General features: G+C 60.4%; 23 protein-coding genes. 11 read left to right on the top strand and 12 right to left on the bottom strand.

The annotated features are described in order from the left end of the window. The first annotated feature begins 27 nt into the window (after positions 1–27). Positions 28–552, top strand: coding sequence for a DUF2380 domain-containing protein (locus HB676_RS23660; protein ID WP_213740856.1), 525 nt, complete (start codon positions 28–30; stop codon positions 550–552). 28 nt (positions 553–580) lie between these two features. Here HB676_RS23660 and fghA read toward each other — a convergent pair whose 3' ends face one another. Continuing rightward, positions 581–1,426, bottom strand: a complete 846-nt coding sequence (fghA, locus tag HB676_RS23655; protein ID WP_213740851.1) for an S-formylglutathione hydrolase — start codon at positions 1,424–1,426, stop codon at positions 581–583. Positions 1,427–1,669: 243 nt separating this feature from the next. Here fghA and HB676_RS23650 point away from each other — a divergent pair, with 243 nt between their 5' ends. After that, positions 1,670–1,876, top strand: a complete 207-nt coding sequence (locus HB676_RS23650) for a hypothetical protein (RefSeq protein WP_213740850.1) — start codon at positions 1,670–1,672, stop codon at positions 1,874–1,876. A gap of 23 nt (positions 1,877–1,899) precedes the next feature. Here the strand turns inward: HB676_RS23650 and HB676_RS23645 are convergent, their stop codons facing one another. After that, entirely contained in the window at positions 1,900–2,907 is a 1,008-nt protein-coding gene (locus HB676_RS23645) for a PQQ-dependent catabolism-associated beta-propeller protein (protein ID WP_213740849.1), read from the bottom strand. A gap of 259 nt (positions 2,908–3,166) precedes the next feature. Between HB676_RS23645 and HB676_RS23640 the strand changes: the two genes are divergently transcribed. From HB676_RS23640 to pqqA, 3 genes are all read left to right on the top strand, one after another. After that, the gene (locus HB676_RS23640) at positions 3,167–4,321 is read left to right on the top strand and encodes an ABC transporter substrate-binding protein (protein ID WP_213740892.1); all 1,155 of its coding nucleotides are present in this window, start codon (positions 3,167–3,169) and stop codon (positions 4,319–4,321) included. Positions 4,322–4,347: 26 nt separating this feature from the next. Further along, on the top strand, positions 4,348–4,851 hold the full coding sequence (locus HB676_RS23635; protein ID WP_346347409.1) for a YkvA family protein: 504 nt from the start codon (positions 4,348–4,350) through the stop codon (positions 4,849–4,851). A 211-nt stretch (positions 4,852–5,062) separates the two neighbouring features. Then, the gene (gene pqqA / locus HB676_RS23630) at positions 5,063–5,143 is read left to right on the top strand and encodes a pyrroloquinoline quinone precursor peptide PqqA (RefSeq protein WP_012029362.1); all 81 of its coding nucleotides are present in this window, start codon (positions 5,063–5,065) and stop codon (positions 5,141–5,143) included. 196 nt (positions 5,144–5,339) lie between these two features. Here the strand turns inward: pqqA and HB676_RS23625 are convergent, their stop codons facing one another. Beyond that, positions 5,340–6,314 carry a helix-turn-helix domain-containing protein gene (locus HB676_RS23625; RefSeq protein ID WP_213740846.1) on the bottom strand — a complete coding sequence of 325 codons (975 nt, stop codon included), beginning with the start codon at positions 6,312–6,314 and terminating at the stop codon, positions 5,340–5,342. Positions 6,315–6,697: 383 nt separating this feature from the next. Between HB676_RS23625 and xoxF5 the strand changes: the two genes are divergently transcribed. The 5 genes from xoxF5 to HB676_RS23600 all read left to right on the top strand — a co-directional run bounded on the left by xoxF5 (position 6,698) and on the right by HB676_RS23600 (position 11,468). Further along, on the top strand, positions 6,698–8,572 hold the full coding sequence (gene xoxF5 / locus HB676_RS23620) for a lanthanide-dependent methanol dehydrogenase XoxF5 (protein ID WP_213740844.1): 1,875 nt from the start codon (positions 6,698–6,700) through the stop codon (positions 8,570–8,572). Positions 8,573–8,714: 142 nt separating this feature from the next. Next, the gene (locus tag HB676_RS23615; protein ID WP_213740891.1) at positions 8,715–9,200 is read left to right on the top strand and encodes a c-type cytochrome, methanol metabolism-related; all 486 of its coding nucleotides are present in this window, start codon (positions 8,715–8,717) and stop codon (positions 9,198–9,200) included. Positions 9,201–9,288: 88 nt separating this feature from the next. Next, a complete protein-coding gene (locus HB676_RS23610) occupies positions 9,289–10,398 on the top strand; it encodes an S-(hydroxymethyl)glutathione dehydrogenase/class III alcohol dehydrogenase (RefSeq protein WP_213740835.1) in 1,110 nt (369 codons plus the stop codon). A 37-nt stretch (positions 10,399–10,435) separates the two neighbouring features. After that, entirely contained in the window at positions 10,436–10,999 is a 564-nt protein-coding gene (gfa, locus tag HB676_RS23605; protein ID WP_213740834.1) for an S-(hydroxymethyl)glutathione synthase, read from the top strand. 169 nt (positions 11,000–11,168) lie between these two features. Then, positions 11,169–11,468: an EthD family reductase gene (locus HB676_RS23600; protein ID WP_213740833.1), complete on the top strand. Its 300-nt coding sequence runs from the start codon at positions 11,169–11,171 to the stop codon at positions 11,466–11,468. A 29-nt stretch (positions 11,469–11,497) separates the two neighbouring features. On the opposite strand, the gene HB676_RS23595 is transcribed toward HB676_RS23600, so the two are convergent. The 6 genes from HB676_RS23595 to HB676_RS23570 form a co-directional block, all read right to left on the bottom strand. Continuing rightward, positions 11,498–12,904 carry an amidase family protein gene (locus HB676_RS23595; RefSeq protein WP_213740832.1) on the bottom strand — a complete coding sequence of 469 codons (1,407 nt, stop codon included), beginning with the start codon at positions 12,902–12,904 and terminating at the stop codon, positions 11,498–11,500. A 90-nt stretch (positions 12,905–12,994) separates the two neighbouring features. Next, the gene (locus HB676_RS23590; RefSeq protein WP_213740831.1) at positions 12,995–13,693 is read right to left on the bottom strand and encodes a cyclase family protein; all 699 of its coding nucleotides are present in this window, start codon (positions 13,691–13,693) and stop codon (positions 12,995–12,997) included. A 2-nt stretch (positions 13,694–13,695) separates the two neighbouring features. Continuing rightward, positions 13,696–14,454: an ABC transporter ATP-binding protein gene (locus HB676_RS23585; RefSeq protein ID WP_213740830.1), complete on the bottom strand. Its 759-nt coding sequence runs from the start codon at positions 14,452–14,454 to the stop codon at positions 13,696–13,698. Beyond that, complete coding sequence (locus tag HB676_RS23580; RefSeq protein ID WP_213740829.1) at positions 14,451–16,247, bottom strand: branched-chain amino acid ABC transporter ATP-binding protein/permease; 1,797 nt, start codon at positions 16,245–16,247, stop codon at positions 14,451–14,453. Before HB676_RS23580 ends, HB676_RS23585 begins: the two co-directional genes overlap by 4 nt. Beyond that, positions 16,244–17,119: a branched-chain amino acid ABC transporter permease gene (locus HB676_RS23575; RefSeq protein ID WP_213740828.1), complete on the bottom strand. Its 876-nt coding sequence runs from the start codon at positions 17,117–17,119 to the stop codon at positions 16,244–16,246. The genes HB676_RS23580 and HB676_RS23575 overlap by 4 nt, the downstream gene beginning before the upstream one ends. Positions 17,120–17,320: 201 nt before the next feature. Beyond that, positions 17,321–18,499 (bottom strand): ABC transporter substrate-binding protein, encoded by a 1,179-nt coding sequence (locus tag HB676_RS23570; protein WP_249780434.1) that lies wholly within the window; start codon positions 18,497–18,499, stop codon positions 17,321–17,323. Positions 18,500–18,782: 283 nt separating this feature from the next. On the opposite strand from HB676_RS23570, the gene HB676_RS23565 reads away from it, so the two are divergent. Then, positions 18,783–19,724 (top strand): LysR family transcriptional regulator, encoded by a 942-nt coding sequence (locus HB676_RS23565; protein WP_213740825.1) that lies wholly within the window; start codon positions 18,783–18,785, stop codon positions 19,722–19,724. Positions 19,725–19,758: 34 nt separating this feature from the next. Here HB676_RS23565 and HB676_RS23560 read toward each other — a convergent pair whose 3' ends face one another. The 3 genes from HB676_RS23560 to HB676_RS23550 all read right to left on the bottom strand — a co-directional run bounded on the left by HB676_RS23560 (position 19,759) and on the right by HB676_RS23550 (position 22,576). After that, positions 19,759–20,742 carry an LLM class flavin-dependent oxidoreductase gene (locus HB676_RS23560; protein WP_213740823.1) on the bottom strand — a complete coding sequence of 328 codons (984 nt, stop codon included), beginning with the start codon at positions 20,740–20,742 and terminating at the stop codon, positions 19,759–19,761. 283 nt (positions 20,743–21,025) lie between these two features. Then, positions 21,026–21,811: a class II aldolase/adducin family protein gene (locus HB676_RS23555; RefSeq protein ID WP_213740821.1), complete on the bottom strand. Its 786-nt coding sequence runs from the start codon at positions 21,809–21,811 to the stop codon at positions 21,026–21,028. Then, on the bottom strand, positions 21,812–22,576 hold the full coding sequence (locus HB676_RS23550; RefSeq protein ID WP_213740820.1) for an ABC transporter ATP-binding protein: 765 nt from the start codon (positions 22,574–22,576) through the stop codon (positions 21,812–21,814).

The following is a 22,576-nucleotide window of genomic DNA, read 5'->3' as shown; positions in this document are numbered from 1 at the left end:
AACTGCGTTTGGACGGGGAGGACGACGATGCGCTCTGGCACTCTCGCGCGAATCCTGACCGCTGCTTTTGTGACAACGGCTTGGGCGGGCACGGCCTGCGCCGCCCAATCTGCGGCGATCTTTCCGTTTGAAATCTTCGATACCAGCGGTGAGCCGCCGCAACCCGACCGCAACGAGCGGCTCGCGATGGCGACGCGGGTGTTGTCCGAGGCGCTCGCGAAAACCGGGCGTTATTCCGCCATCGATCTCGGGCCATTCAGCGCCGAGGTGGCGGCGACCGCGCCACGATACCAGTGCGGGGATTGCTTTTTGCCCGTGGCGCGCAAGGCCGGGGCAGCCGTGGCCGTCGCGTCGGTGGCCCACAAAGTGTCATCGCTGGTTACATCGATGGACATCTGGATCATCGATGCGTCCAGCGGCGCCAGTGTCGCGCATCTCGGGGGACAGATTCGCGGCGACACCGCGGAAGCCTACGAACATGGCGTGCGGTTTCTGGTCAGGAACCGGTTGCCCGATGAAGATGCGCCGGGCAACGGCGCTTCACCGAAATAGAAGAAATAGAAGGTGTCTCGGTCGCCGGTCATCCATTCAAACGCGCGGCGTGCCAGCGCAGATGATCTTCCATGAATGTCGATATGAAGTAGTAGCTGTGATCGTAGCCGGGCTGGCGGCGGAGGATGAGGGGAATGTCCGCCTTGGCACAGGCGCGCTCGAGTAATTCGGGACGCAATTGTTCGGCCAGGAATGGATCGGCGTCGCCGACATCGACCAGGAAATCGGAAAACCGCGCACCGTCCTCGATCAGTGCGACTGCATCATGCTTGCGCCATGTCTCGCGTGTCTCGCCGAGATATCCGCCCAACGCCTTGATTCCCCATGGCACCTGCGAGGGTGCTGCGATCGGCGCAAAGGCGCTGGCGGCGCGATAGCGGCCGGGATGGCGCAGCGCAATGGTCAGCGCGCCGTGTCCTCCCATCGAATGACCGAAAATCGATTGTCGTTTGGGATCGGCCGGAAAATGCCCGGTGACCAATTCGGGCAGTTCCTCCGTCACATAGCTCCACATGCGGTAATTGCGCGCGAATGGTGCTTGCGTCGCATCGACATAGAAGCCGGCGCCGAGCCCGAAATCATAGGCAGCGGCGGCATCGCCGGGCACGCCTTCGCCCCTCGGGCTGGTGTCGGGCGCGACAAGGATCAAGCCCAGCTCGGCGCAGGCTTTGCGGAACTCACCTTTTTCCGTGACATTGGCATGCGTACAGGTCAGGCCTGAAAGATACCAGACCACCGGCAGCTTCGCGCCGTCCTGATGCGGCGGGACATAGACCGAGAAGGTCATCGTTGTCTTTGTTTCGCGGCTGGCATGCTTGTAAACACCCTGCACGCCGCCGTGCGATCGATTCAAGGAAACGGTTTCGAGCGTCATGATTTCGGGCTCCGGCGTCGCAGCGACGCGAATATCTCAAACAGGTCAGTTCGTTGCGGCGGCCTTGTCAAGCGAGCGTTGCTGGAACCAGGCGTTGCTTTCGTTGCGACGCGGCAGAACGCTTGGCAAGACAGCTTGATAAACGAGGCAACTCAAGCGGCGCGGTTCTTGTCGAAATCTTGAAACGGCAGGATGAATTGGGCGTAATATTGTCCAGCCGCGATTTGAATCGAGGAGGGCGGATTGATTGAAATCATCCTGACTGTCTGTGCCATCGCCAATCCCAGCAATTGCGAGGAAAAGGATCTTCAATACGCCTGGGAAGGGTCGCTTCGACAGTGCATGATGGCGGCGCAGCCCTATATCGCGGAATGGGTTGGCCAGCATCCCGCATGGTTTGTCACGAAGTGGAGCTGCGATTATCCCGGCAGCAAAAAGCGCAAGATTTGAGTTGCGCGCGCCAATTCCGGATTTTAATTCGGACCGAAGGCGATCCCCCAGGGTAATTCCCCAACCTGAATCGATTTGACGACCCGCAAACGCGCCACGTCGATGACCGAAACGTCATTGGAAACCCCGTTGGCGACCAGCAGGTACTTTTCATCGGGCGTAAATGCGCCGTGCCAAACCCGTTGACCCACCAGCAGATATTTCAAGACGGCGTGGGTTGCGCCGTCGACCACAGCTACCCGGTTGGCTGGTCCGAGATTGATGAAGCCGAGCTTGCCGTCCCGGGTGATATTGATGCCGACAGGCTGGATCGCCTCGGATCGCAGGCCTGGAATTTCGAAGGTAACGGTTTGCTTGAGCTGGCGTGTCGAGGGATCGATGATCGCGAGGCCGCCGCCGATTTCGGAGGTTACCCATAATTCCGACCCGTCAGCCTTGTAGGCGGAAAAACGCGGACGCGATCCGACCAGCAGGTTACCCACGATCTGGCGGCTTGCGGTGTCGATGAAGTGGACCATGCTGGTTGTTTCGGACGTGCATATCAGCGTCTTGGAATCCGGGCTGACTGCCATGCCTTCGGGTTCGATGCCGACCGACACCTCGCCAACAGACGCGCGCTTCTCGATGTCGATGATCGTTACCATCGCGTCATTTTCGTTGGCGACGTAGAGCAGCTTGCCCGCCGGATCGATGGTGAATTGCTCGGGATCCGGACCTGAGGGCAATTCGCCGACCACGGTCAGGCTTTTGGTGTCGATGACCTGGATCAGATCGTCGTCGCCGACGGCGACATAGAGCAATTTGCCGTCGCGGGAGACTTCGATACCGCGCGGTCGCTGTCCTGTCTTGACGGTGGCGATCATTTCCATCTTGTCGGTGTCGATGACCGAGACGGTATTGCCTTTTTCGTTGGAGATGTAGGCAAGAAAGGCGAAAGCAGGATCGGCTGACAGAGAGACCACGGCCAGAGAAAAGATAGAGAAAAAGATAAAGGAAAAGGCCGAAGCCGCGATCCATCGCAAATCGAACATGTGGCATTCTCCGGACATCGAATACGGCAACCATAGAGAGACGATTGCATTTAGCATGTCGTTGCTCCCTGTCGCTATTGGAGTATCTTGACCCGGCGCGTGTCACGGAAAACAAAACGAAATTGCCGGTAACGCGGCATGAACGCGATGTTGCGGTGCATCGAGCCGTTGGTTGTCATGAGTTCTGTCTTGATTTCCGCCTGAAACGTCGCCTTGGAGGTACAATTTGTTCCGGATTTTCCTTGCTGTCTGCGTACTCATGGTTTCAGGCGGAGCAGGCCGGTCGGCCGACGAGCCCGTGGACATCAAGGTCGGCTATTTGCGTCAGCTCCCCTCGAAGCTCAGGCTATCGCTGATCGATGTGCCCTCCGCCAATGACGGTCTCGCCGGCGCCCAATTGGCCATCGACGACAACAATGCCACCGGACGCTTTCTCAATCAGCGTTATACCCTGGTCGAAAAAGTCCTCGGCGAGAGTGACGATCCCGTCGCGGCCATGAATGCGCTCGCGGATCAGGGCGTATCCTTTATCGTGACGAGTCTCGATGCGGATCGGCTGCTGAAGGTCGCGGACGCCGGTCAGGCGCGCGCCGAGGTGTTTATCAACGCCTCGGCGTTGGACGAGCGGCTGCGCGAACAGGATTGTCGCGCCAACGTCATCCATGTGGCGCCGACGCGCTCGATGCTCGCGGACGCGCTGGCGCAATATCTGGTCTGGAAGAAGTGGGACAAATGGGTGCTGTTCAAGGGCTCGCATGAAAAGGACGTTCTGTTCGCGGAGGCCTTGCGTCATGCCGCGACCCGGTTCGGCGCCAAGATCGTCGAGGAGCGCGAATTCAAGGATAGCGGCGGCGCCCGCCGCACCGATAGCGGTGTTGCCGAGATTCAGCGGCAGATGCCGGTAGTGACGCAGGGACTACCTCCGCATGACGTCCTGGTTACGGCGGATGAGAGCGAGGTGTTTGCCGGCTATCTGCCATTTCGGACCTGGGATGCGCGGCCGGTCGCGGGCTCGGCGGGACTGGTTCCCGGCACCTGGAATGCGGCGTTCGATCAATGGGGCGCCGTGCAATTGCAGAACCGTTTCACCCGGGCATTTCAACGCCTGATGACATCGCAGGACGTCCAGGCCTGGACCGCCGTTCGCATGATCGGCGAGGCGGGAGTCCGAACCGCGTCTGCCGATTCCGGCAAGATGCTCGCTTTTATCAAGGGTCCGGAATTCTCGGTCGCGGCCTTCAAGGGTCAAAAACTGACCCTGCGCGGCTGGAACCTGCAACTACGACAGCCCATCCTGCTGTTCGATGGCAGGAACACCGTATCGGTTTCTCCCCAGGAGGGTTTCCTCCATCAGGTATCGGCGCTTGATACGCTCGGGCTCGATCGCCCCGAAACCAAATGCAAGTTCAAGTGAGGTTTGGTCGACTGGAGCATTTTCGAGTGAAGTGGATACCGGTTCGCGTGAAGAAAACGCGTCAAACCAAAAGATTAGAGCCCGGTTCTGATTCAATCAGAACCGATACTCTAGTCGCGACCAGCCTGGCATGGAGCCGTTCGGTACTCCGCGACATAAAAGCCTGGGCGCGCATGCTCAAGCGCGAGATCCATGCGATCTATCTTGCCGCTCAGAGCCCGCACGTGCCCTGGTACACCAAGTATCTTGCGCTGGCTGTTGTCGGATATGCGCTGTCTCCGATCGATCTCATTCCGGATTTCATCCCTGTCCTCGGCTATCTGGATGATTTGATCATCGTGCCGCTGGGCATCTGGCTGGTGCTGTCGTTGATCCCGGAAGAGGTCATGACCGCGAGTCGTGCCCGTGTGGATGAGGCTGTCACGGGGTCGCATGGCAAGATCGCGGCAATCATTATCATCGCGATCTGGATTGTCAGCGGAGCCGTGTTGGGTTGGTGTGTGCTCGCCTATTGGCGCGGAACACGCTAGGGCAAGTCTTGTCAGGGCGAGTCTTGTCAGGGAAAGTCTTGTCAGGTTCGCCTTGTCCAAGAAAGAAATCGCTTTGTCCGGGAGAGAGATATCGGCTGGCAAGCCCGAGCTGCAGATGTTCGACGACAGTTGCTTGCGCACTTGCGCGATGTCGATCCCGGTCCTAGGTTCAAGCCCGGCGCGGCGTTCGCGCCAAACTTGGGAGAGTGAAATGGCCTGGAAAGCTCCAAAGATTGTCGAAGTGCCGGTGGGCATGGAAATCAACATGTACGCCTGCGCAGCGCGCAAATAGACCACATCGAAACGACCGGCCCGGCTCGACCGACAAGTCCTGCGTCGAGCCGTGGCAGGCGTCCTGCCAACAAAATTGGGCCGGCGCCACAATCGCCCGTAGGGCATCAAGCGAATCAAATCAAACTTGAGTTGGAGCGGGATCTCGGGCGCGACCTCTGGATTGCGCGTCGTCGCGTTGCGGCGAACGTTTTATTTCATTCGCAGGAAATGTCCGGAGAGAGGCCGCCGTGCTGCGCCTTGTGAATCGCGGATGGAACGATTCCGAAATGCTCCCGGAATACGCGGCTGAAGTGCGACGAACTCGAAAAGCCCCACGAAAATGCGACGTCCGTGACGGATTTTCCGACCTGGGTCTCCAGTTCCTGACGGCAATTCTGCAACCGGGCGTGCCGGATATAGTCGCTGATGGTGGTTCCGCGATCGCTGAACAGCATGTGCAGATAGCGTTTGGTGCAGCCCAAAGCCGCAGAGATCTGGTCGATCGAAAGATCGGGGTCGCGCAGATGTTCCCGGATGAAGAAGTGCGCCCGGACATACATCGCCTCGGGGCCGACCCGATCGAACATCGCGTCGGCGTCGCGAAGCGGCAACAGCAGGAGATCGATCAGCGAATCGGCAACCCCGATCGCGTTGTTCGGCGACAGCTTGGTCGCTTCGTCGAACGCGGCATGAACAAAGTTGTAGGCGATCCGGCCGGTGCCGGTGCGCGCCGAGAGTTTGCAGGCCGACATCTTTGCTGAGCGGAAGCCGCGTTCCTGCAGCAATTCCTTCGGCACAATGACGACCTCGTGCCGGGTCAGTGCGGGGCTGACGATGGTGTGCGGACAGGAGACGTCGTAGGCGAGACAGTCGCCGGGCGCCAACTCGATATGGCGGCCGCTCTGTTCGAAATGCGAAATTCCGTAAGTCTGGAACAGGATCTTGATGAACGGATGGCCGCCCAGTGCCGCGCTCGCGGCTGTGTGTGCCAGCCGGTGCTGGCTCGCCTCGATCTGGCATAGCTTTAGTTTCGAGACCGTCGTGTAATTTATCCTGCCCTCGAATGTGGAAGCTTCCAGCGGATCGATGTCAAAATGCCCGCAAAGATCGGTCAGTGTATCTGACCAAACCTGGATCTGCTTCTTCGGCGTAAATCCGGAGGTGTTAAGCGAGCGGACCGTGTCGGACATTATCCAGCCACCGATTCGAGATCAGAAGACGTAGTCGCTTGCCGCAAAAAGTATCGAGTCACACTAGAGCGGCTTTTACCTCAATTTAAGGCCGTCGTCGGGCTTTGAGCAGCACGCCTGCTGACATCCCTTTGATAATCCTCCGACTTAGTTTCAGCGCCGTCAAGAGAAACCTAAGTTGATGGTGCTGCGCAACATAGGTGCGGCGCCGTGAACGAAAATCATCGCGGCCCTTAAAAAGATCATCGCGCTTCGCTTTCGCGCAAAGGCGTTTCCCTCTTGGGCAAGTTTCCTGATTTGAAGCGGGTAAGATGGTTACGAACAAAACTGAAAAGTGATCCGTTTTTGCGGAAACACTTCGTTCACATTTGGGAGGATTCACGATGCGCAAGGTATTACTCGCGACCGGTGTCAGTCTGTTGGCGTTGTACGGCCCGGCGTTACGGGCCGACGAGGCGTTGGACAAGCTAGCCAAGGATCCCAAGCAGTGGGTCATGCAGCAGGGCGATGATGCCAACACGCGCTATTCCAAGCTGAACCAGATCAACGCCGCCAACGTCAAGAAGCTGCAGGTGGCCTGGACGTTCTCGACCGGCGTGCTGCGCGGTCATGAGGGCGGCCCGCTGGTGATCGGCGACGTGATGTATGTGCACACGCCGTTCCCGAACACGGTCTATGCGCTGGATCTGAACAACGAAGGCAAGATCATCTGGAAGTATGAGCCGCGGCAGGATCCCAATGTGATTCCGATCATGTGCTGCGACACGGTCAACCGCGGCGTCGCCTATGCCGATGGCAAGATCTTCCTGCATCAGGCCGACACTACGCTGGTCGCGCTCGACGCCAAGACCGGTGCGAAAGTCTGGTCGGTGATGGACGGCGAAGCCGGCAAGGGCCAGTCCGGCACCGATGCGCCGTTTGTCTACAAGGACAAGGTCCTGATCGGCGTCTCCGGCGGCGAGTTCGGTGTGCGCGGCTGGGTCAGCGCCTACAACATCAAGGACGGCAAGCTGGCCTGGCGCGGCTTCTCGGCAGGACCGGACGCCGACACGCTGATCGACCCGGTCAAGACCACTTCACTCGGCAAGCCGGTCGGGCCGGATTCCTCGACATCGACCTGGCAGGGCGATCAATGGAAGATCGGCGGCGGCGCGACCTGGGGCTGGTACTCCTACGATCCGGCGTTGAACCTGGTCTATTACGGTTCGGGTAACCCCTCGACCTGGAACCCGGTGCAGCGCCCCGGCGACAACAGGTGGTCGATGTCGATCTGGGCGCGCGATCTCGACACCGGTGCGGTCAAATGGATCTACCAGATGACGCCGCATGACGAGTGGGACTTTGACGGCGTCAACGAGATGATCCTGACCGACCAGTCCATCAATGGCCAGCCGCGGAAGCTGCTGACGCATTTCGACCGTAACGGCTTCGGCTACACGCTCGATCGCGCCACCGGCGAATTGCTGGTCGCCGAGAAGTTCGATCCGGTCGTGAACTGGGCGAGCAAGGTCGACATGGACAAGTCGTCCAAGACCTATGGCCGGCCGCTGGTGGTCGATGCCTATTCGACACAGCACCAGGGTGAAGACAGCAACTCAAAGGGCATCTGCCCGGCGGCGCTCGGCACCAAGGACGAGCAACCGGCGGCCTATAGCCCGGAGACGCAGTTGTTTTATGTGCCGACCAACCATGTCTGCATGGACTACGAGCCCTACAAGGTCGCCTATACGGCCGGCCAGGCTTACGTCGGCGCCGCGGTGGCGATGTATCCGCCCAAGGGCGATACCCATATGGGCAACTTCATTGCCTGGGACGGCAAGACCGGCAAGATCGTGTGGTCCAACAAAGAGCAGTTCTCGGCCTGGGGCGGCGCATTGGCCACCGCCGGCGGGGTCGTGTTCTACGGCACGCTCGAAGGCTACCTGAAGGCGGTCGATGCCAAGACGGGCAAGGAACTCTACAAGTTCAAGACCCCGTCGGGCATCATCGGCAACGTGATGACCTACGAGCACGGCGGCAAGCAATATGTGGCGGTGCTGTCCGGCGTCGGCGGCTGGGCCGGTATCGGTCTGGCGGCCGGTCTGCTGCAGCCCGAGAACGCTGCCGCGTGGCATGGTGCGGTCGATCAGGGCAAGTTGCCGACCAAGGAGAAGACCGTCGATACCGCGGGGCTTGGCGCGGTCGGCGGCTATGCGGGTCTGGCGTCCTACACCTCATTGGGCGGCACGTTGACGGTGTTCGCACTGCCCAGCGAATAGGCCGCGACGTCACGGAGAGATGATCCTGGATCGGCGCGCCGCTGCCCTGCTGCGCGCCGATTCTGTTCCGAACTGGCTGCGAAGTGAATGAGGACGTTACGTGAGCATCTGTAACTGGAAATTGCTGCTGATTATTCCTGGTGTGATTTCGGCAACCGCCGCCACCGTCCGCGCCGACGGATCGGGCGATCCCGCCATCGTCTCATCCGACGACGGCAAATACGCCGACAAGGGCGGCAACCCGACCTACAAGATGGGCGAGGACGGCACCGTCGACTGGTACACCTATTCGGGCTTTCGCCGCTATCATTCGGACTGCCATGTCTGTCACGGCCCGAACGGCGAGGGATCGAGCTATGCCCCCGCGCTCGCGGCTTCCTTGAAGACGATGAGCTATGTCGACTTCAACAATATCGTCACCAACGGCCGCAAGAATGTCGATGCCGCCAATGACAAGGTGATGCCGTCATTCGCGACAAATGCGAATGTGATGTGCTATCTCGACGACATCTACGTCTACCTGCGCGCCCGCGCCAACGATGCGATTCCAGGCGGCCGTCCGCCGAAACATGAAGACAAGACCGAGGCCATCAAACAGGCCGAGGCCAGTTGTACGGGGATCAAATGACGGCAAGACACAAAGAATTGGGAAAATCGGGAACGAGCGGCGCGGGTGACGACAGATTTTATCGTCAAGAGCCCAACAGGAGCATGAAATGAAAACACGCGCCGCAGTCGCGTTCGAAGCCAAAAAGCCGCTCGAAATCGTCGAGCTCGATCTGGAAGGTCCGAAAGCGGGCGAAGTGCTGGTCGAGATCAAGGCGACCGGAATCTGCCACACCGACGCCTACACGCTGGACGGTTTCGACAGCGAAGGAATCTTTCCGTCGATCCTCGGCCATGAGGGAGCGGGCATCGTTCGTGAGGTCGGCCCCGGTGTCACCTCGGTCAAGCCGGGCGACCATGTGATCCCACTTTACACGCCGGAATGCCGGCAGTGCAAAAGCTGCCTCAGCCAGAAGACCAATTTGTGCACCCAGATTCGCGCGACGCAGGGCAAGGGCGTGATGCCCGACGGCACCTCGCGCTTCAGCCACAAGGGCAAGCCGATCTTCCATTACATGGGCTGTTCGACGTTTTCGAATTTCACGGTGTTGCCGGAGATCGCGGTCGCCAAAATTCGCGAAGACGCGCCGTTCGACAAGAGCTGCTACATCGGCTGCGGCGTCACCACCGGCGTCGGCGCGGTGGTCAATACCGCCAAGGTGACGCCGGGCTCCAACGTGGTGGTGTTCGGTCTCGGCGGCATCGGCCTCAACGTGATCCAGGGCGCGCGGATGGTCGGCGCCGACAAGATCGTCGGCGTCGATATCAATGACTCCAAGGAAGAATGGGGCCGCCGCTTCGGCATGACGCACTTCGTCAATCCGAAGAAGGTCGAAGGCGATATCGTACAGCATCTGGTCGGACTGACCGATGGCGGCGCCGATTACACTTTTGATTGCACCGGCAACACCACTGTGATGCGGCAGGCGCTGGAAGCCTGCCATCGCGGCTGGGGTGTTTCGGTCGTGATCGGCGTCGCGGAAGCCGGCAAGGAAATCGCCACGCGGCCATTTCAACTGGTCACCGGCCGGGTCTGGAAGGGTTCGGCCTTCGGCGGCGCGCGCGGCCGCACGGATGTGCCGAAAATCGTCGATTGGTACATGAACGGAAAGATCGAGATCGACCCGATGATTACCCACGTCCTCAAGCTCGAGGAAATCAACAAGGGGTTCGATCTCATGCACGAAGGCAAGTCGATCCGTTCGGTTGTGGTGTTCTGAAGTCCAAACAAACGTCAAACACAAGGAGGATAGACCTATGACTGTTCACATCCATCCATCGGTTGACAACGGGGTCAAGAAGGGTTCCGGCCATTTTGCGGGCGGCACCCTGGTCTGCAAATGCAAGGACAAGCAGGTCAAGGTCGGCGTCAAGGGCGACGTTGCCCACAATCACGCCTGCGGTTGCAGCCAGTGCTGGAAACCGGAAGGCGCGGTCTTCTCGGTCATTGCGGTGGTTCCGCGCGAGAACGTCACTGTGCTGGAGAACGGCGACAAGCTTCACATCGTCGATCCCTCCAAGACCATCCAGCGGCACGCCTGCAAGGTGTGCGGCACCCACATGTACGGCCGCATCGAGAACAAGGCGCATCCGTTCTACGGTCTGGACTTCATCCATCCCGAACTCTTCACCGAAGGCGGCTCGGCGGCCCCGGGCTTTGCGGCGTTCGTATCCTCGGTGATCGAGACCGGGGTCAATCCGTCGGAGATGCCCGCGATCCGGGCGCGCCTCAAGGAGCTCGGGCTTGAGCCCTATGATTGCCTGTCGCCGGTGCTGATGGATGCGATCGCCGGTCATGTGGCGAAAGCCAAAGCGGCCTGACGACGACCGCACAGGTTACACCATCGCGGGCTTTCGATCCGCCGGGCTTTTGATTCGCGTGGTCCCGCTGCCGGCCATTCCGGCAGCGCAGGCCTTGCGGGTCGTGGCCATGCTATGATTGTGTGAGCAGCCGCTAACAGGCGCGTCAAAACAAGCCGGGAGGAAGCCAATGCACAGAATGCTGGTCACATACAACGAGCCGAAAGACCCGGCGCATTTCAAAAAGTACTATGTCGAGACCCACGTGCCGCTGGCGCACAAGCTTCCGGGCCTGAAATCAGCCACCTACGCGTTCGACGTCAAGCCGCTGGGGCCCGGCAAGGCGCCGTTCTGCGTGTTCGAGGCCGACTTCGAAAGCGAAGCGGCGTTGATGAGCGCGCTCGGATCGCCGGAAGGAAAGGCCGTTGCGGGCGATGTCCCCAACTACGCGTCCGGCGGCGTCTCCATGGTGCATTTCCCGGTCAAGTGATGAAGCGAATCCAACAGCGGAGAGCCGTTTCAATATTCAAACGGCTTGACGTTGTAACCTCGGTCGAATGTTCGTTCAAAGGCGGCCGCGGCGCGGATGACATCTTCTTCCCGGTGTGAGCGGCCGATGATCTGCAGTCCCACCGGCATGCCGTCAGAGGCCAGTCCGGCGCAAACCGAGGCTGCTGGATGGCCCGTCAGGTTGAACGGATAGGTATAGTAAACCCAGGAAACGAGATTCCGGTCGGTTAGCGCATCCGGAATATTCTTGCCGGCATCCAGCGACGTCACGGGGAGAGTAGGCGAAATCAGGATGTCATACTTTTCAAAAAAGCCGCGAACGTGGTCCCGCAAGGCGTAGCGGGCAAAAACCTTGGTGTAATAATCCCGCATCTCCTGATCGAGCGCCGGCGCAAGCACATCGGCGACAGCGGGATCCAGCAATTCCCGCTGATTTTCCATGAACGAGCGGAGGCGAATTCCGACGCCCGCGTAGAACTCGGCTGTCCACAGATCGGCAGGATCGGCTTCAAAGACGTTCTCGACCTGATCGACCTGGCATCCGAGCTCCTCGAATGTGCGGGCCGCACGATCGGTAAGTTTCAGGACTTCGGGATCGGGCCGCGCGTATCCCAGCGTGGCACTGTAAGCGACTTTCAATCCTGCGACGGAGGCGCGTGAAGCGCCGAGCACATCGGGTACCGGGCCTGCGACACCGGCTGGATCGCGGCGGTCGAAGCCCGCGATCACCGAGAACAACAACGCCGTATCCGTTACCGATCTGGCCAGCGGCCCGACATGCGCCAGCGTGGGTGTCGCTGAGGTCGGCCACACCGGGACCCGCCCGAATTGTCCCTTGAGGCCTGACAGGCCGGTGAACGAGGCGGGGATGCGAATGGATCCTCCGCCGTCCGTTCCCAACGCGAACGGCGTGATGCCGGCCGCCACGGAAGCCGCCGCTCCGGCGCTCGATCCGCCCGGCGTCTTCGCCAGATTCCAGGGATTGCGCGTGATACCGGTCAGCGGACTGTCGCCCACCGGCTTACAGCCGAACTCGCTCGTCGTGGTCTTGCCGATCAGGATGCCGCCGGCCGCCTTGGCGCGTTCGACCGAGGGTGCATCAACCGTGGCGACGTTGCCCGCCATGGTGCGCGAGCCCGAGGCGTAGCCAACGCCTTTGACGGCGATCAGATCCTTGGTCGAAAATGGGATGCCATGGATCGCCCCGAGAGGCGCCCCCTTCATGACGGCGTCTTCAGCGACTTTCGCCGCGGCGAGGGCCTGTTCCGGCATCAGAATATAAAATGCATTGAGCGTCGATTGGGTCGCTTCGGCTTTGGCCAGCGCCCGACGTGTGACATCGACCGGTGATATCTCCCTGGCGGCGATACGCCGGCGCATCTCCATCGCACTCATGGTGTCAAATTCGCTGGACATGTTTCTGGCCCCGGTTGAGGCCCGGAAGAACATATCTCCCGGACCTTCTCGTTATATGGCTTTACCTCGCCGTCGCGTTGGAGCGGGCGGTCAGTTCAGGACCGCAAAGGCGCGTACCGGTGAGCCGGAACCGCCCTTGAACTTCAACGGCACGCCGAAGAACTGGAATTCTCCCTTGCCGAGGAGCTCTTCAAGGTTGACCAGCCACTCCCAATGGCTGATGCCGAGATCGCGGCACAGCCGATGCTGCGCAAAGATGTTGTCGGTCGGCTTGTCGGTCGAAGGACCTTCGACGCCGTGCATCTTCGATTTGCGATCGTACAGCCATCGCGTCGCCTCAACCGTCAGCAACGGATTTTTCCAGACCGAATCCATCGACGGATAGTTGCGCTTGTGGAAGCCGGTGCAGAGCAACACGATGTGGCCATCCACCTTGACGCCGGCCTTCTTTTCCGCCGTTTCCATATCTGCAGCGGTGATATCCCCGAGATCCGGAATGTGCTGGAGATCGAAACAGACGGCTTTGCCCATGAACGTCTCCAGTGGCATCTCGTCGACCGGGGCGCCCTTCGGATTGACGTGACGATAGGCGTCGACATGCGTTCCCACGTGATCGAGCATGGCGATGAAATTGGTCTGGAACGTCATGGGATCGCCGGGTACGCCAAGGTTAGCAGCCTTGGTGCTTTCGTGGCTCATGTGCAGGGCAATGACCGGGCGCTGAAACAGCTTGTGCGCGGGCATGTTGTCTTCGATGGTGAGGCTGAGGTCGACGATACGTTGAGCCATGGTTACTCCTTGGGCTTCGTGGGGACAGGGGTAGATTTTTTCTTGCCGAGAAAGGCTTCGATCACGTCGGGGTTATGTGACAATGCGGTGCTGGAGCCTTCATGGGCGATGCGCCCATTGGCGACGACAAAGCCGTAATCGGCGATCGCCAGTGCATAGGATGCGAGTTGTTCCACCAGAAGGATCGTTAGTCCTTCCTGATTGAGCGCGGCCAGTACCTTCATCAGTTGATCGACGATCTTGGGAGCCAACCCGAGCGAGACCTCATCGATCACGAGCAGTTCAGGTTGACCCATCAAGCCGCGTGCAATCGCCAGCATCTGCTGTTCGCCGCCCGACAGGCTTCCAGCCTGCTGCTGCATGCGCTCGCGGAGGCGTGGAAATAGTTCAAGGACCCTGTCGAGCGTGGCGCGCGAGCCTTCGCTTTTCAGGCCGCCACGGAGATAGGCGCCAAGTATCAGATTGTCCTCGACGGTTTGATCGGGGAACAGCAGCCGGCCTTCCGGTACCATCACGAGGCCGCGCGCGGCCTTGCGGTCGGCGCGGAGTGTCGTGGTATCCTCGCCGCGAAAAAACACCTTGCCGCCGGAAGGCCGCACCAGCCCTGTGGCTCCGCGTACCATCGACGACTTGCCGGCGCCGTTGTTCCCTATGACGGCAACAAGCTGGCCGCGTTTCACCTTGAGCGAAATATCCCGCACCGCGACGGCCGCGCCATAGCGCAATTCGAGATTTTGAATCTCAAGCAGGATATCGCTCATGCGCCGGCCCCGACGGCAGCGGCGCGATCGAGCGGTGCACCGAAATAGGCCTCGATGACGCGCGGATCGTCCTGGATCGCTGTGGGATTATCGCTTGCGATGACCTGGCCGTAATCCAGCACGGTGACGTGATCGGCCAGCGCCATGATCAGATCGACATGATGCTCGATCAGCAATATTGACACGCCCAGCGCCGCGATACGGCGCACCATCGCCTCGAGGTCGTCGATCTCCTGGGTCGTCAGGCCGGCAGCGGGCTCGTCAAGCAACAGCAGCCGCGGCCTGCCGGCCAGCGCGCGGGCGATTTCGAGACGGCGTTGCAGGCCGAACGGCAGGAAGCGCGCTTCCTCGTTGGCGTATTGCGAGAGACCGACAAACGCGAGCAGGCCGATGGCGGTCTGGCGGCACTCACGCTCTTCGCGGCGCATTTTTGGCGTGCGGAGCAGCGCCTGCGTGAGCCCGTAGGTCAGGCGCTGGTCGTAACCCGCCATGACATTTTCCAGAACGCTCATTTCGCCGAACAATTCGGTGTTCTGGAATGTCCGGGCGAGACCAAGCCGCGCGATATCGAGCGATCGGCGGCCCGTCAGTTCGACACCATCGAGTTCGCAGCGGCCTTCGTCGGGCCGGTAAAATCCGGAGATGGTGTTGACGAACGTCGATTTCCCGGCGCCATTCGGGCCGATCAGCGCATGGATTTCCCCGCCCTTGACGCGCAGGGAAGCGTTCGAAAGTGCGCTCAGCCCACCAAAGCGAACCGTCAGGGCGGTTGCCACCAGTTCGGCGGCCAGCATCTTTTTCTCGTGGCGCAGCGTCGTCTCGACAGGCAGACCTTCCGTGGCAGCAAGTGCGGGGGCAGGCGGCCGCAGGCGATTGAATGCCCATTGCAAGGTGCCGACGATTCCGCGTGGCAGTGCGAACATCACAACCAGCAACAGCGCACCGTAAGCAAATTTCTGCCAGAGCTGAAACTGCTGCAGGTACTCGGGAAGGTAGGTCAGAAGATAAGCGCCGATCACCGGGCCAAAGGTCGAGCCGGCGCCGCCGAGGATGACCATCAGGAGAAAGCGGACGCTGTCGGAAAACGTGAAGATATCCGGCGAAATATACGAGTTGAGAAACGAATAGAATGTTCCGGCGATGCCGGCTGTCACCGCGGAGATCACGAATGCCAGCGTGCGCAGGCCCGTCGAGTTGATGCCGAGCGCGCGGGACGCCGTTTCGCTCTGTGCGACCGCCAGCATGGTCCGGCCGAAACGGGATATCTTCAGGTTATGGATCAGCAGCGTAAATACGAAAAGCGTTACGGCAAGCACGCCGTAGAACGCGAAGCCCGACAGCCTGATGCCGAGAATATTCGGCTTCGGAATCGAACTCAGTCCGGTTGTGCCGCCGGTCAGCGACTGCCACTCGATCGCAACGTTCTCGACGATGATACCGAAGGCGATCGTCACGACCGCGAGATAGACGCCGCGGACCCGCACCGTCGGATAGGCCAGCAATACGCCGAACAGACCGGAGATGATGGCGGCGCCGATGCAGGAGCCGACGATGTCAAAACCCAGTCGGGTGGAAAGGATAGCGCCCGAATAGGATCCCAATGCAAACAGCCCGGCCTGTCCCAGAGATACCAGCCCGGCCAAACCGACGAGGACGTTGAGACCTACCGCGATAATCCCGTAGATCAGGAAGAGCATGAACAAACGCAGCTCGTACTCATTGCCGGCCGTCAGCGGCACGGCGACGAGGATCGCCGCAAAAATAAAAAAACAAACGGGTGCGAGATATCTCATACCTTGAGAACCTCGCGCTTGCCGAAGAGTCCATGCGGAAAAGCCAGCAGCACCAGGATCATCACGCTGAATCCGATGATCTCGCGCGCCGCCGTCGAGATGTAGCCCTCGACGAATTTCTCCATGATGCCGAAGCACAATCCGCTGATGACGACGCCCGGGGCGCTGGTGATGCCGCCGATGATGGCGACCGCAAAACCTTTCAAGCCGAGCAGCGCGCCCATGCTCGCCGACACCTGGATCACGGGGGCGACCAGTACGCCGGCCGCGGCTCCCAGCAGCGAAGCGAGCGCGAATGAAAAGGCAACGATGCGATTGACGTTGATGCCCATCAGCGCGGCAGCGCGCTTGTCATGCGCCACCGCCTGCATCGCGCGGCCGACCAGCGTGTGGCGCTGCATGAGTTTTAATCCGAACATGACCAGCAGAGCGAAGACGGGGATGGCCAGTTCCTGCGGATAGACGCCGGCGCCCAGAATGTGGACCGCGCTCTTGACCCCCGGAGATGCGAGCGGCCGTGAAAAGCCGCCGAATTGCAGCGTTGCCAGGGATTCGATCATCACACCGACCGCGATGGTGGTGAGCATCCAGCCGATCGAATTGCTGGTCGCCGTGAACGGACGAATTGCGAAACGCTCCAGCAGCACACCGAAGACGGCGCCGGCGATGATGCCCAAAAGGCAAGCGATCGGCAGCGGGATTTCCGCATCCACGCCAACCACGGCGAGAACCGCGCCGAGCATCAACGTGTCGCCATGCGCGAAATTCACCGCCCGGGCGGCCGACCACATGATGTGAAAACCAAGCGCGACAAGCGCGTAGATGCCACCGATGGCCAGCCCCGACAGGATGTACTGAATCGTTGTTGTCAAAGTACCGTCAGTCGTTCGGTCGTGATTGGATCAGGAAAAGCCAGCCGCGGTCCCCCGCCCATGCTGTCAGGACGTACGGCAGCAAGCTGCAGCGGCAATCGCGTGACGAAAGTCCATTTTCCGGTTTCGACGAGCGCGCATTGATGCTCGTCGAATTTCAGCAGGTCCGATCGGGCGGGAAGCGCCGATCGCTTGAAGCGCCTAGTTGCTTTTGCCGTAGCTGGTTTGTTCGAGCGGAAGCAGCTTTCCGTCGGTCCAGACCGTCAGCTTGTAATATTTCGGCAAGATGGCGTCCTGACGCTCCGGATCCTTTGCGTCAAAGGCTGGCTCGTAACTGGCAACGAGGCCGTCGTAATTCACCGTGTACAAGGCTTCGCGAACTTTCGCCCAATCATACGAACCGGCTTTCTCGATCGCCTTGGCGATGATGTAGACGGCGTCGTAGGCATTGGCGACGCCCGATCCCATCTTGATCTCGGAAGGATCCTTGATGCCGTATTTCGCTTTCAGCTTGTCCCAGAAAGCCTGTTTCTTCGGATCCATGCTGCCCATGAAGGTGTAGGTCTGGATGACCTCAACGCCGTTGGCGAGCGGTCCGGCGAGTTCGCCGAGATTTCCCGCGATGCCCCATGCGCCGATGATGGGCGGCTTCCAGCCCACCTTGTCCATCGATCGCAGAATCTGGTTGCCCTCGCGGTCAAGCGCCCACAACAGAACGAGATCGGCGCCGGCGTCCCGTGCGCGAATGATCTGCGGCGTCATGTCCTGGTCGGCCCAGTTGAAGGTTTCCGCCGCGACCAGTTCCTTGCCGACCTTGGACATCGCATCCTTGACGTCAGGCAAGGCGCCGTTGCCCCAACCGGTGTTCTCGTACAGGAAGGCGATCTTGCCGGTCTTCGAGGACTTCAAGGCTTGCTCGACGAGAAAGCGCGCCACCCATTTATCCTTGGCGGACACGCGAAACATGAAGTTCGGCGTTTTTCCATTTTCGATCGCCTTGGTATTGGCAGCCAGCACGCCGACATAGGGAATGCCGATTTCATTGACCGGCTCGGCCTGCGCGACGGCGACAGTGGAATGATATCCGCCCAGAATCGCGACGCATTTGTCGGACAACGCCACACGGCGGGTGTTGTCGACACCACGCGGTGGCGCGCCCGCATCGTCGTATTGAACAAAACGCAGCGGCTTGCCGAGGACGCCGCCCTTGGCATTGATTTCATCAATCGCGATTTCAGCGCCCATCTTGATCGACTGTCCGCCGAAGGCCGCCGGACCGGTAGTGGCCGCCGAATTTCCGATGCACGGCTCCTGCTCCGCGTGAGCGGCGGTCGAGAAAAATCCCAGAACCGCAGCCACAGCGACGGAGCTGCGCACCATCGTTTGTAAAAACATGTCGGATCTCCCGCTTCGATGGCCGAAACAAGCTTCGGCCTCGCTCGGCGCGGAGCTAACGGCAAAGAAATCCATTGAACAAAGACCAATTTCCAATCAAAGATATAGGTAAATCCTATCGAGTTGATCCTGCTCGCGTTTGGTGCAGCAGAGTGCGAGGCAAATTGCTGTTTAAACTCTATTATTTCACGCAGTAGGCAATCGTTTTTACAAATGCATATTTTTACAGCAAATTGAGCGTGCTTCTCGAGAGGAAATAAGACTTCGGATGGATCTGCGGCAGCTCAAATACTTCGTGCAGATCGCCGAAACCGGAAATTTTTCGCGGGCGGCGGAAGTGCTGCGGATCGCGCAACCCTCCCTCAGCCAGCAGATCAAGAGCCTTGAAGAGGAGCTTGGCGTGCCGCTGTTCGTTCGTCATGCGCGAGGCGTGACGACAACCGAGCAGGGACAGCAACTCTACGAGCATGCGCGCCGCATCCTGCAGGAGATCGACAACGCAAAAGGCGTGCTGCGCTCGCAAACCTCGGACCCCACTGGCCGGGTTTCGGTTGGCCTTCCGACATCCGCCTGCCGCGGATTGTCGTTGCCCTTGTTTCGGGTCATGGCCGAACGCCTGCCCAACGTAACCCTGCATATCGTCGAGGCCATGACGGGCTATCTCGACGAATTTATCCAGGCGGGCCGCCTTGATGTCGCGCTGCTGTACGATCACAAGGCGTTCGAGCACGTCGCCTGGACGGAGATGATCACCGAAGATCTCATGCTGTTCGTGCCGGCGAAGAGTCCGATTGCAAAACGACGATCGGTTTCGTTCCGCAAAGCCTTTGAGTTTCCCGTGGTGTTGCCGGGCCGCCCGAACGTGCTGCGCACGGTGATCGAACAATTGGCCGCGCGTCATGAGATCACGATGAACGTGCGGGATTGCGACAGCCTGCCCGCGATCGCAAAACTGGTGTGCGACGGCCAGTTCATGGCGGTGATGCCGCATTTCGCTTTTGTCGATGAGATGGCGCGAGGCGAGATGGCGGCTATACCCATTGTCGATCCCGTTCCGTCATGGACGCTGTCGGTGGTTGTTTCACAGCGAACGATGCATTCCCGTGCCAGCGAAGCCGCAGCCCGCGTCATGGCGGATTTGATCGGCGATATGGTCAAACAAGGGACATGGCGGGCAAAACTGCGCGGCGCCAAAGCAGCTCACGATTAACTGTGCGCGCAGCAAACGGTATTTCGGATCGGGATTAACTGGCCGCAGCCCCAGCGATCAGTTCGAACGAACGCAGCCGGGTCGGGTGGTCGTAGATGTCGAAAACCACGATCAGTTCGTCCGCCCCGGTTTCCCTGACCAGCGCGTCGATCCCGGCGCGGACGGTCGCGCCCGATCCGATGATGGAATGGGCGAGCATGCGCTGGACCTGCGCCTTTTCCGGTGGCGACCAATAGGTTTCGATGTCGTCGATCGGCGGCTGGCTGAGGCCGCGCGTGCCCCGCACCATATTGGTGAACGACATCTGTTGTGTCGTCGCCAGGCGTCTGGCTTCGTCGTCGCTCCCGGCCGCGATGATGTTGACGCCGACCATCGCATAGGGGCGGTCCAGTTGCTCGGACGGCCTGAAGCGCTCGCGGTAGATCTGCAGCGCCTGTAGCAATTGCTCGGGCGCGAAATGCGAAGCGAACGCATAAGGCAATCCCAGTTCGGCGGCGACCATCGCGCCGAAATGGCTCGATCCGAGGATCCATAGCGGCACGTCGGTGCCCGCGGCCGGCACCGCCTGGATCCGCTGATCGGGACCGGCCGGCGCCAGAAACGCCTGCACTTCGAGGACGTCCTGCGGAAAATTATCCGCCGCCTCCGGCGTGCGGCGCAAGGCGCGCAGCGTCAACTGATCGGTGCCGGGCGCCCGCCCGAGGCCGAGATCGACGCGGCCCGGAAACAGCCGCGCCAGCGTCCCGAACTGTTCGGCGATCACATAGGGCGCGTGGTTGGGCAGCATGATGCCGCCGGCGCCGACGCGGATCGTTGTGGTGCCCTCGGCAATATGGGCGAGCACGATCGAGGTCGCCGCGCTGGCGATGCCCGCCATGTTGTGGTGCTCGGCCACCCAGATGCGCCGGTATCCCCAGCCCTCGGCATGCACCGCGAGATCGCGCGCATTGTTGAGCGCGCCACGCGCGTCGGTTTCCTGGGTGACACGGACGAGATCGAGGATAGAGAGGGGCGTCATGGGAGTCCAAAGGTGAGGCGGTGCGAGATACGCGCAGGTGTTCATGTTTGCGGGTTCGAAAACAAACCCGCGCGCTCCTGCCATATAGCGCTGAATTCATCGCGAACAATGCCATGGCGACACGCTGGTGGACGTGTTGCTGCCGCAGCCCCGTAGGATGGATGGAGCGCAACGATACCCATCACATCGGTGATTCGTAGCGAGACGATGGGTTTCGCGAGCGCTCAACCCATCCTACGGGCTACGCGCTGTCATCGTAACGCCTCAGATGTTCGTCTGGATGTCATGACTTGTAGCTGTCGTCGCTGCGATCCAGCTTGCGAAGCAGCGCATGCCAATCGCGATCGGCGACAAATGGATTGAAATTCTCGAACTGTTGCGCCGTGCGTTCCCGCACTTCTTCGGGCGGATAGATCAGCTCCGTTCCGCCGGCCAATGCATCGATCTGGATACGGCACGCTGTCTCAAGATAATACATCAGTTCGAACGCATCACGGACGCTCTTGCCGCAGGTCAGCAGGCCGTGGTTTGCGAGAATCAACGCGTTATGCGGTCCGAGACTGCGCGCGAGCCGCTCCTGCTCCGAATGGTTCAAGGCCAATCCATCGAACGCGTGGTATCCGACACGATTGTGAAAGCGCAATGCGTGCTGCGAAATCGGAAGCAGGCCGTGTTTCTGGCTGGATACGGCGGAGCCGGCCTTGGTGTGGGTGTGGAAGATACACGCGGCGTCGGGCCGCGCCCGGTGCAGCGCAGAGTGGATGACGAATCCCGTCGGATTGATGTCGAGCGGGTCTTCGTCAAGCGCATTGCCGTCCAGATCGATCTTCACAAGGTTCGAGGCGGTGACTTCCTCGTACAGGAAGCCAAAGGCGTTGATCAGAAATTGATTGTCCGTGCCCGGTATTCTCAACGAGATGTGGTTGTAGATCAGGTCGGTCATGCCATAGGGCACGCAAAGCCTGTAGCAGGCCGCGAGCGTGACGCGCGCCTGCCATTCCTCGCCGCTGACCCGCGATTGCAGCGTCGCGCGCCGGTTCAGGGATTGTCGTGTAGCTTCGCTCAGCATTCATATCGCTCCATTTTGAGCCGCCAGGCGCAGGTGATGACTCTCGGTTTCATGACCGGTACGGCTTCGCCCTGAACTGTGCGCCACGCCGAGGGCGCGAAGAAGGTCGGCCCGGATCGATGTGGACGCCGCCGCCAGGGATCCGTCGCGGCTGCGCTCGACCGTGAATTCCGCGTGGATGTGACCGTTATCCAGCACCAGAATACGATCGGCCAGCTTGATGGCTTCGTCGACGTCGTGCGTTACCATGAAGACGGCCGGACGGTGCCGCTCGAACAGTTCGAGCACGAGATCGTGCATTGCGATCCTGGTGAGGGCATCGAGGGCGCCGAAAGGCTCGTCAAGCAGCAGCAGGTCCGGCTCTCGAACCAGCGCCCGGGCCAGTGCCGCGCGCTGTGCTTCGCCGCCGCTCAGCGTCACCGGCCAGGCATCGATGCGATGCGACAGGCCGACTTCCGCGAGCGCGTTACGTACGCGCTCTTTTGCGTCCTGCTCAGTGAGGCCCATGGCGACGTTGCGCGCGACGTTTTCCCACGGCAGCAGCCGCGCATCCTGGAATACGATGGCGACATTCGCGCTGATGCTCGTTGTGCCGCCATCGGGTCGATCGAGCCCGGCCAAAATCCTGAGCAGCGTGCTTTTGCCCGAGCCCGACCGGCCCAACAAAGCGACGAACTCGCCGCGCGCGATCTTCAGGTCGATGTGCTTGAGAACTTCCGACCCGGAATACGAACGCTGGATGCCCTTGATATCGACCGGGTACAT

Origin of the sequence: Bradyrhizobium sp. dw_411 (genome assembly GCF_018449695.1) — a bacterium.
Classification (GTDB): domain Bacteria; phylum Pseudomonadota; class Alphaproteobacteria; order Rhizobiales; family Xanthobacteraceae; genus Bradyrhizobium.
Note: the sequence above shows the minus strand (reverse complement) of the source record. Positions and strands in the feature narration are given on the sequence as shown.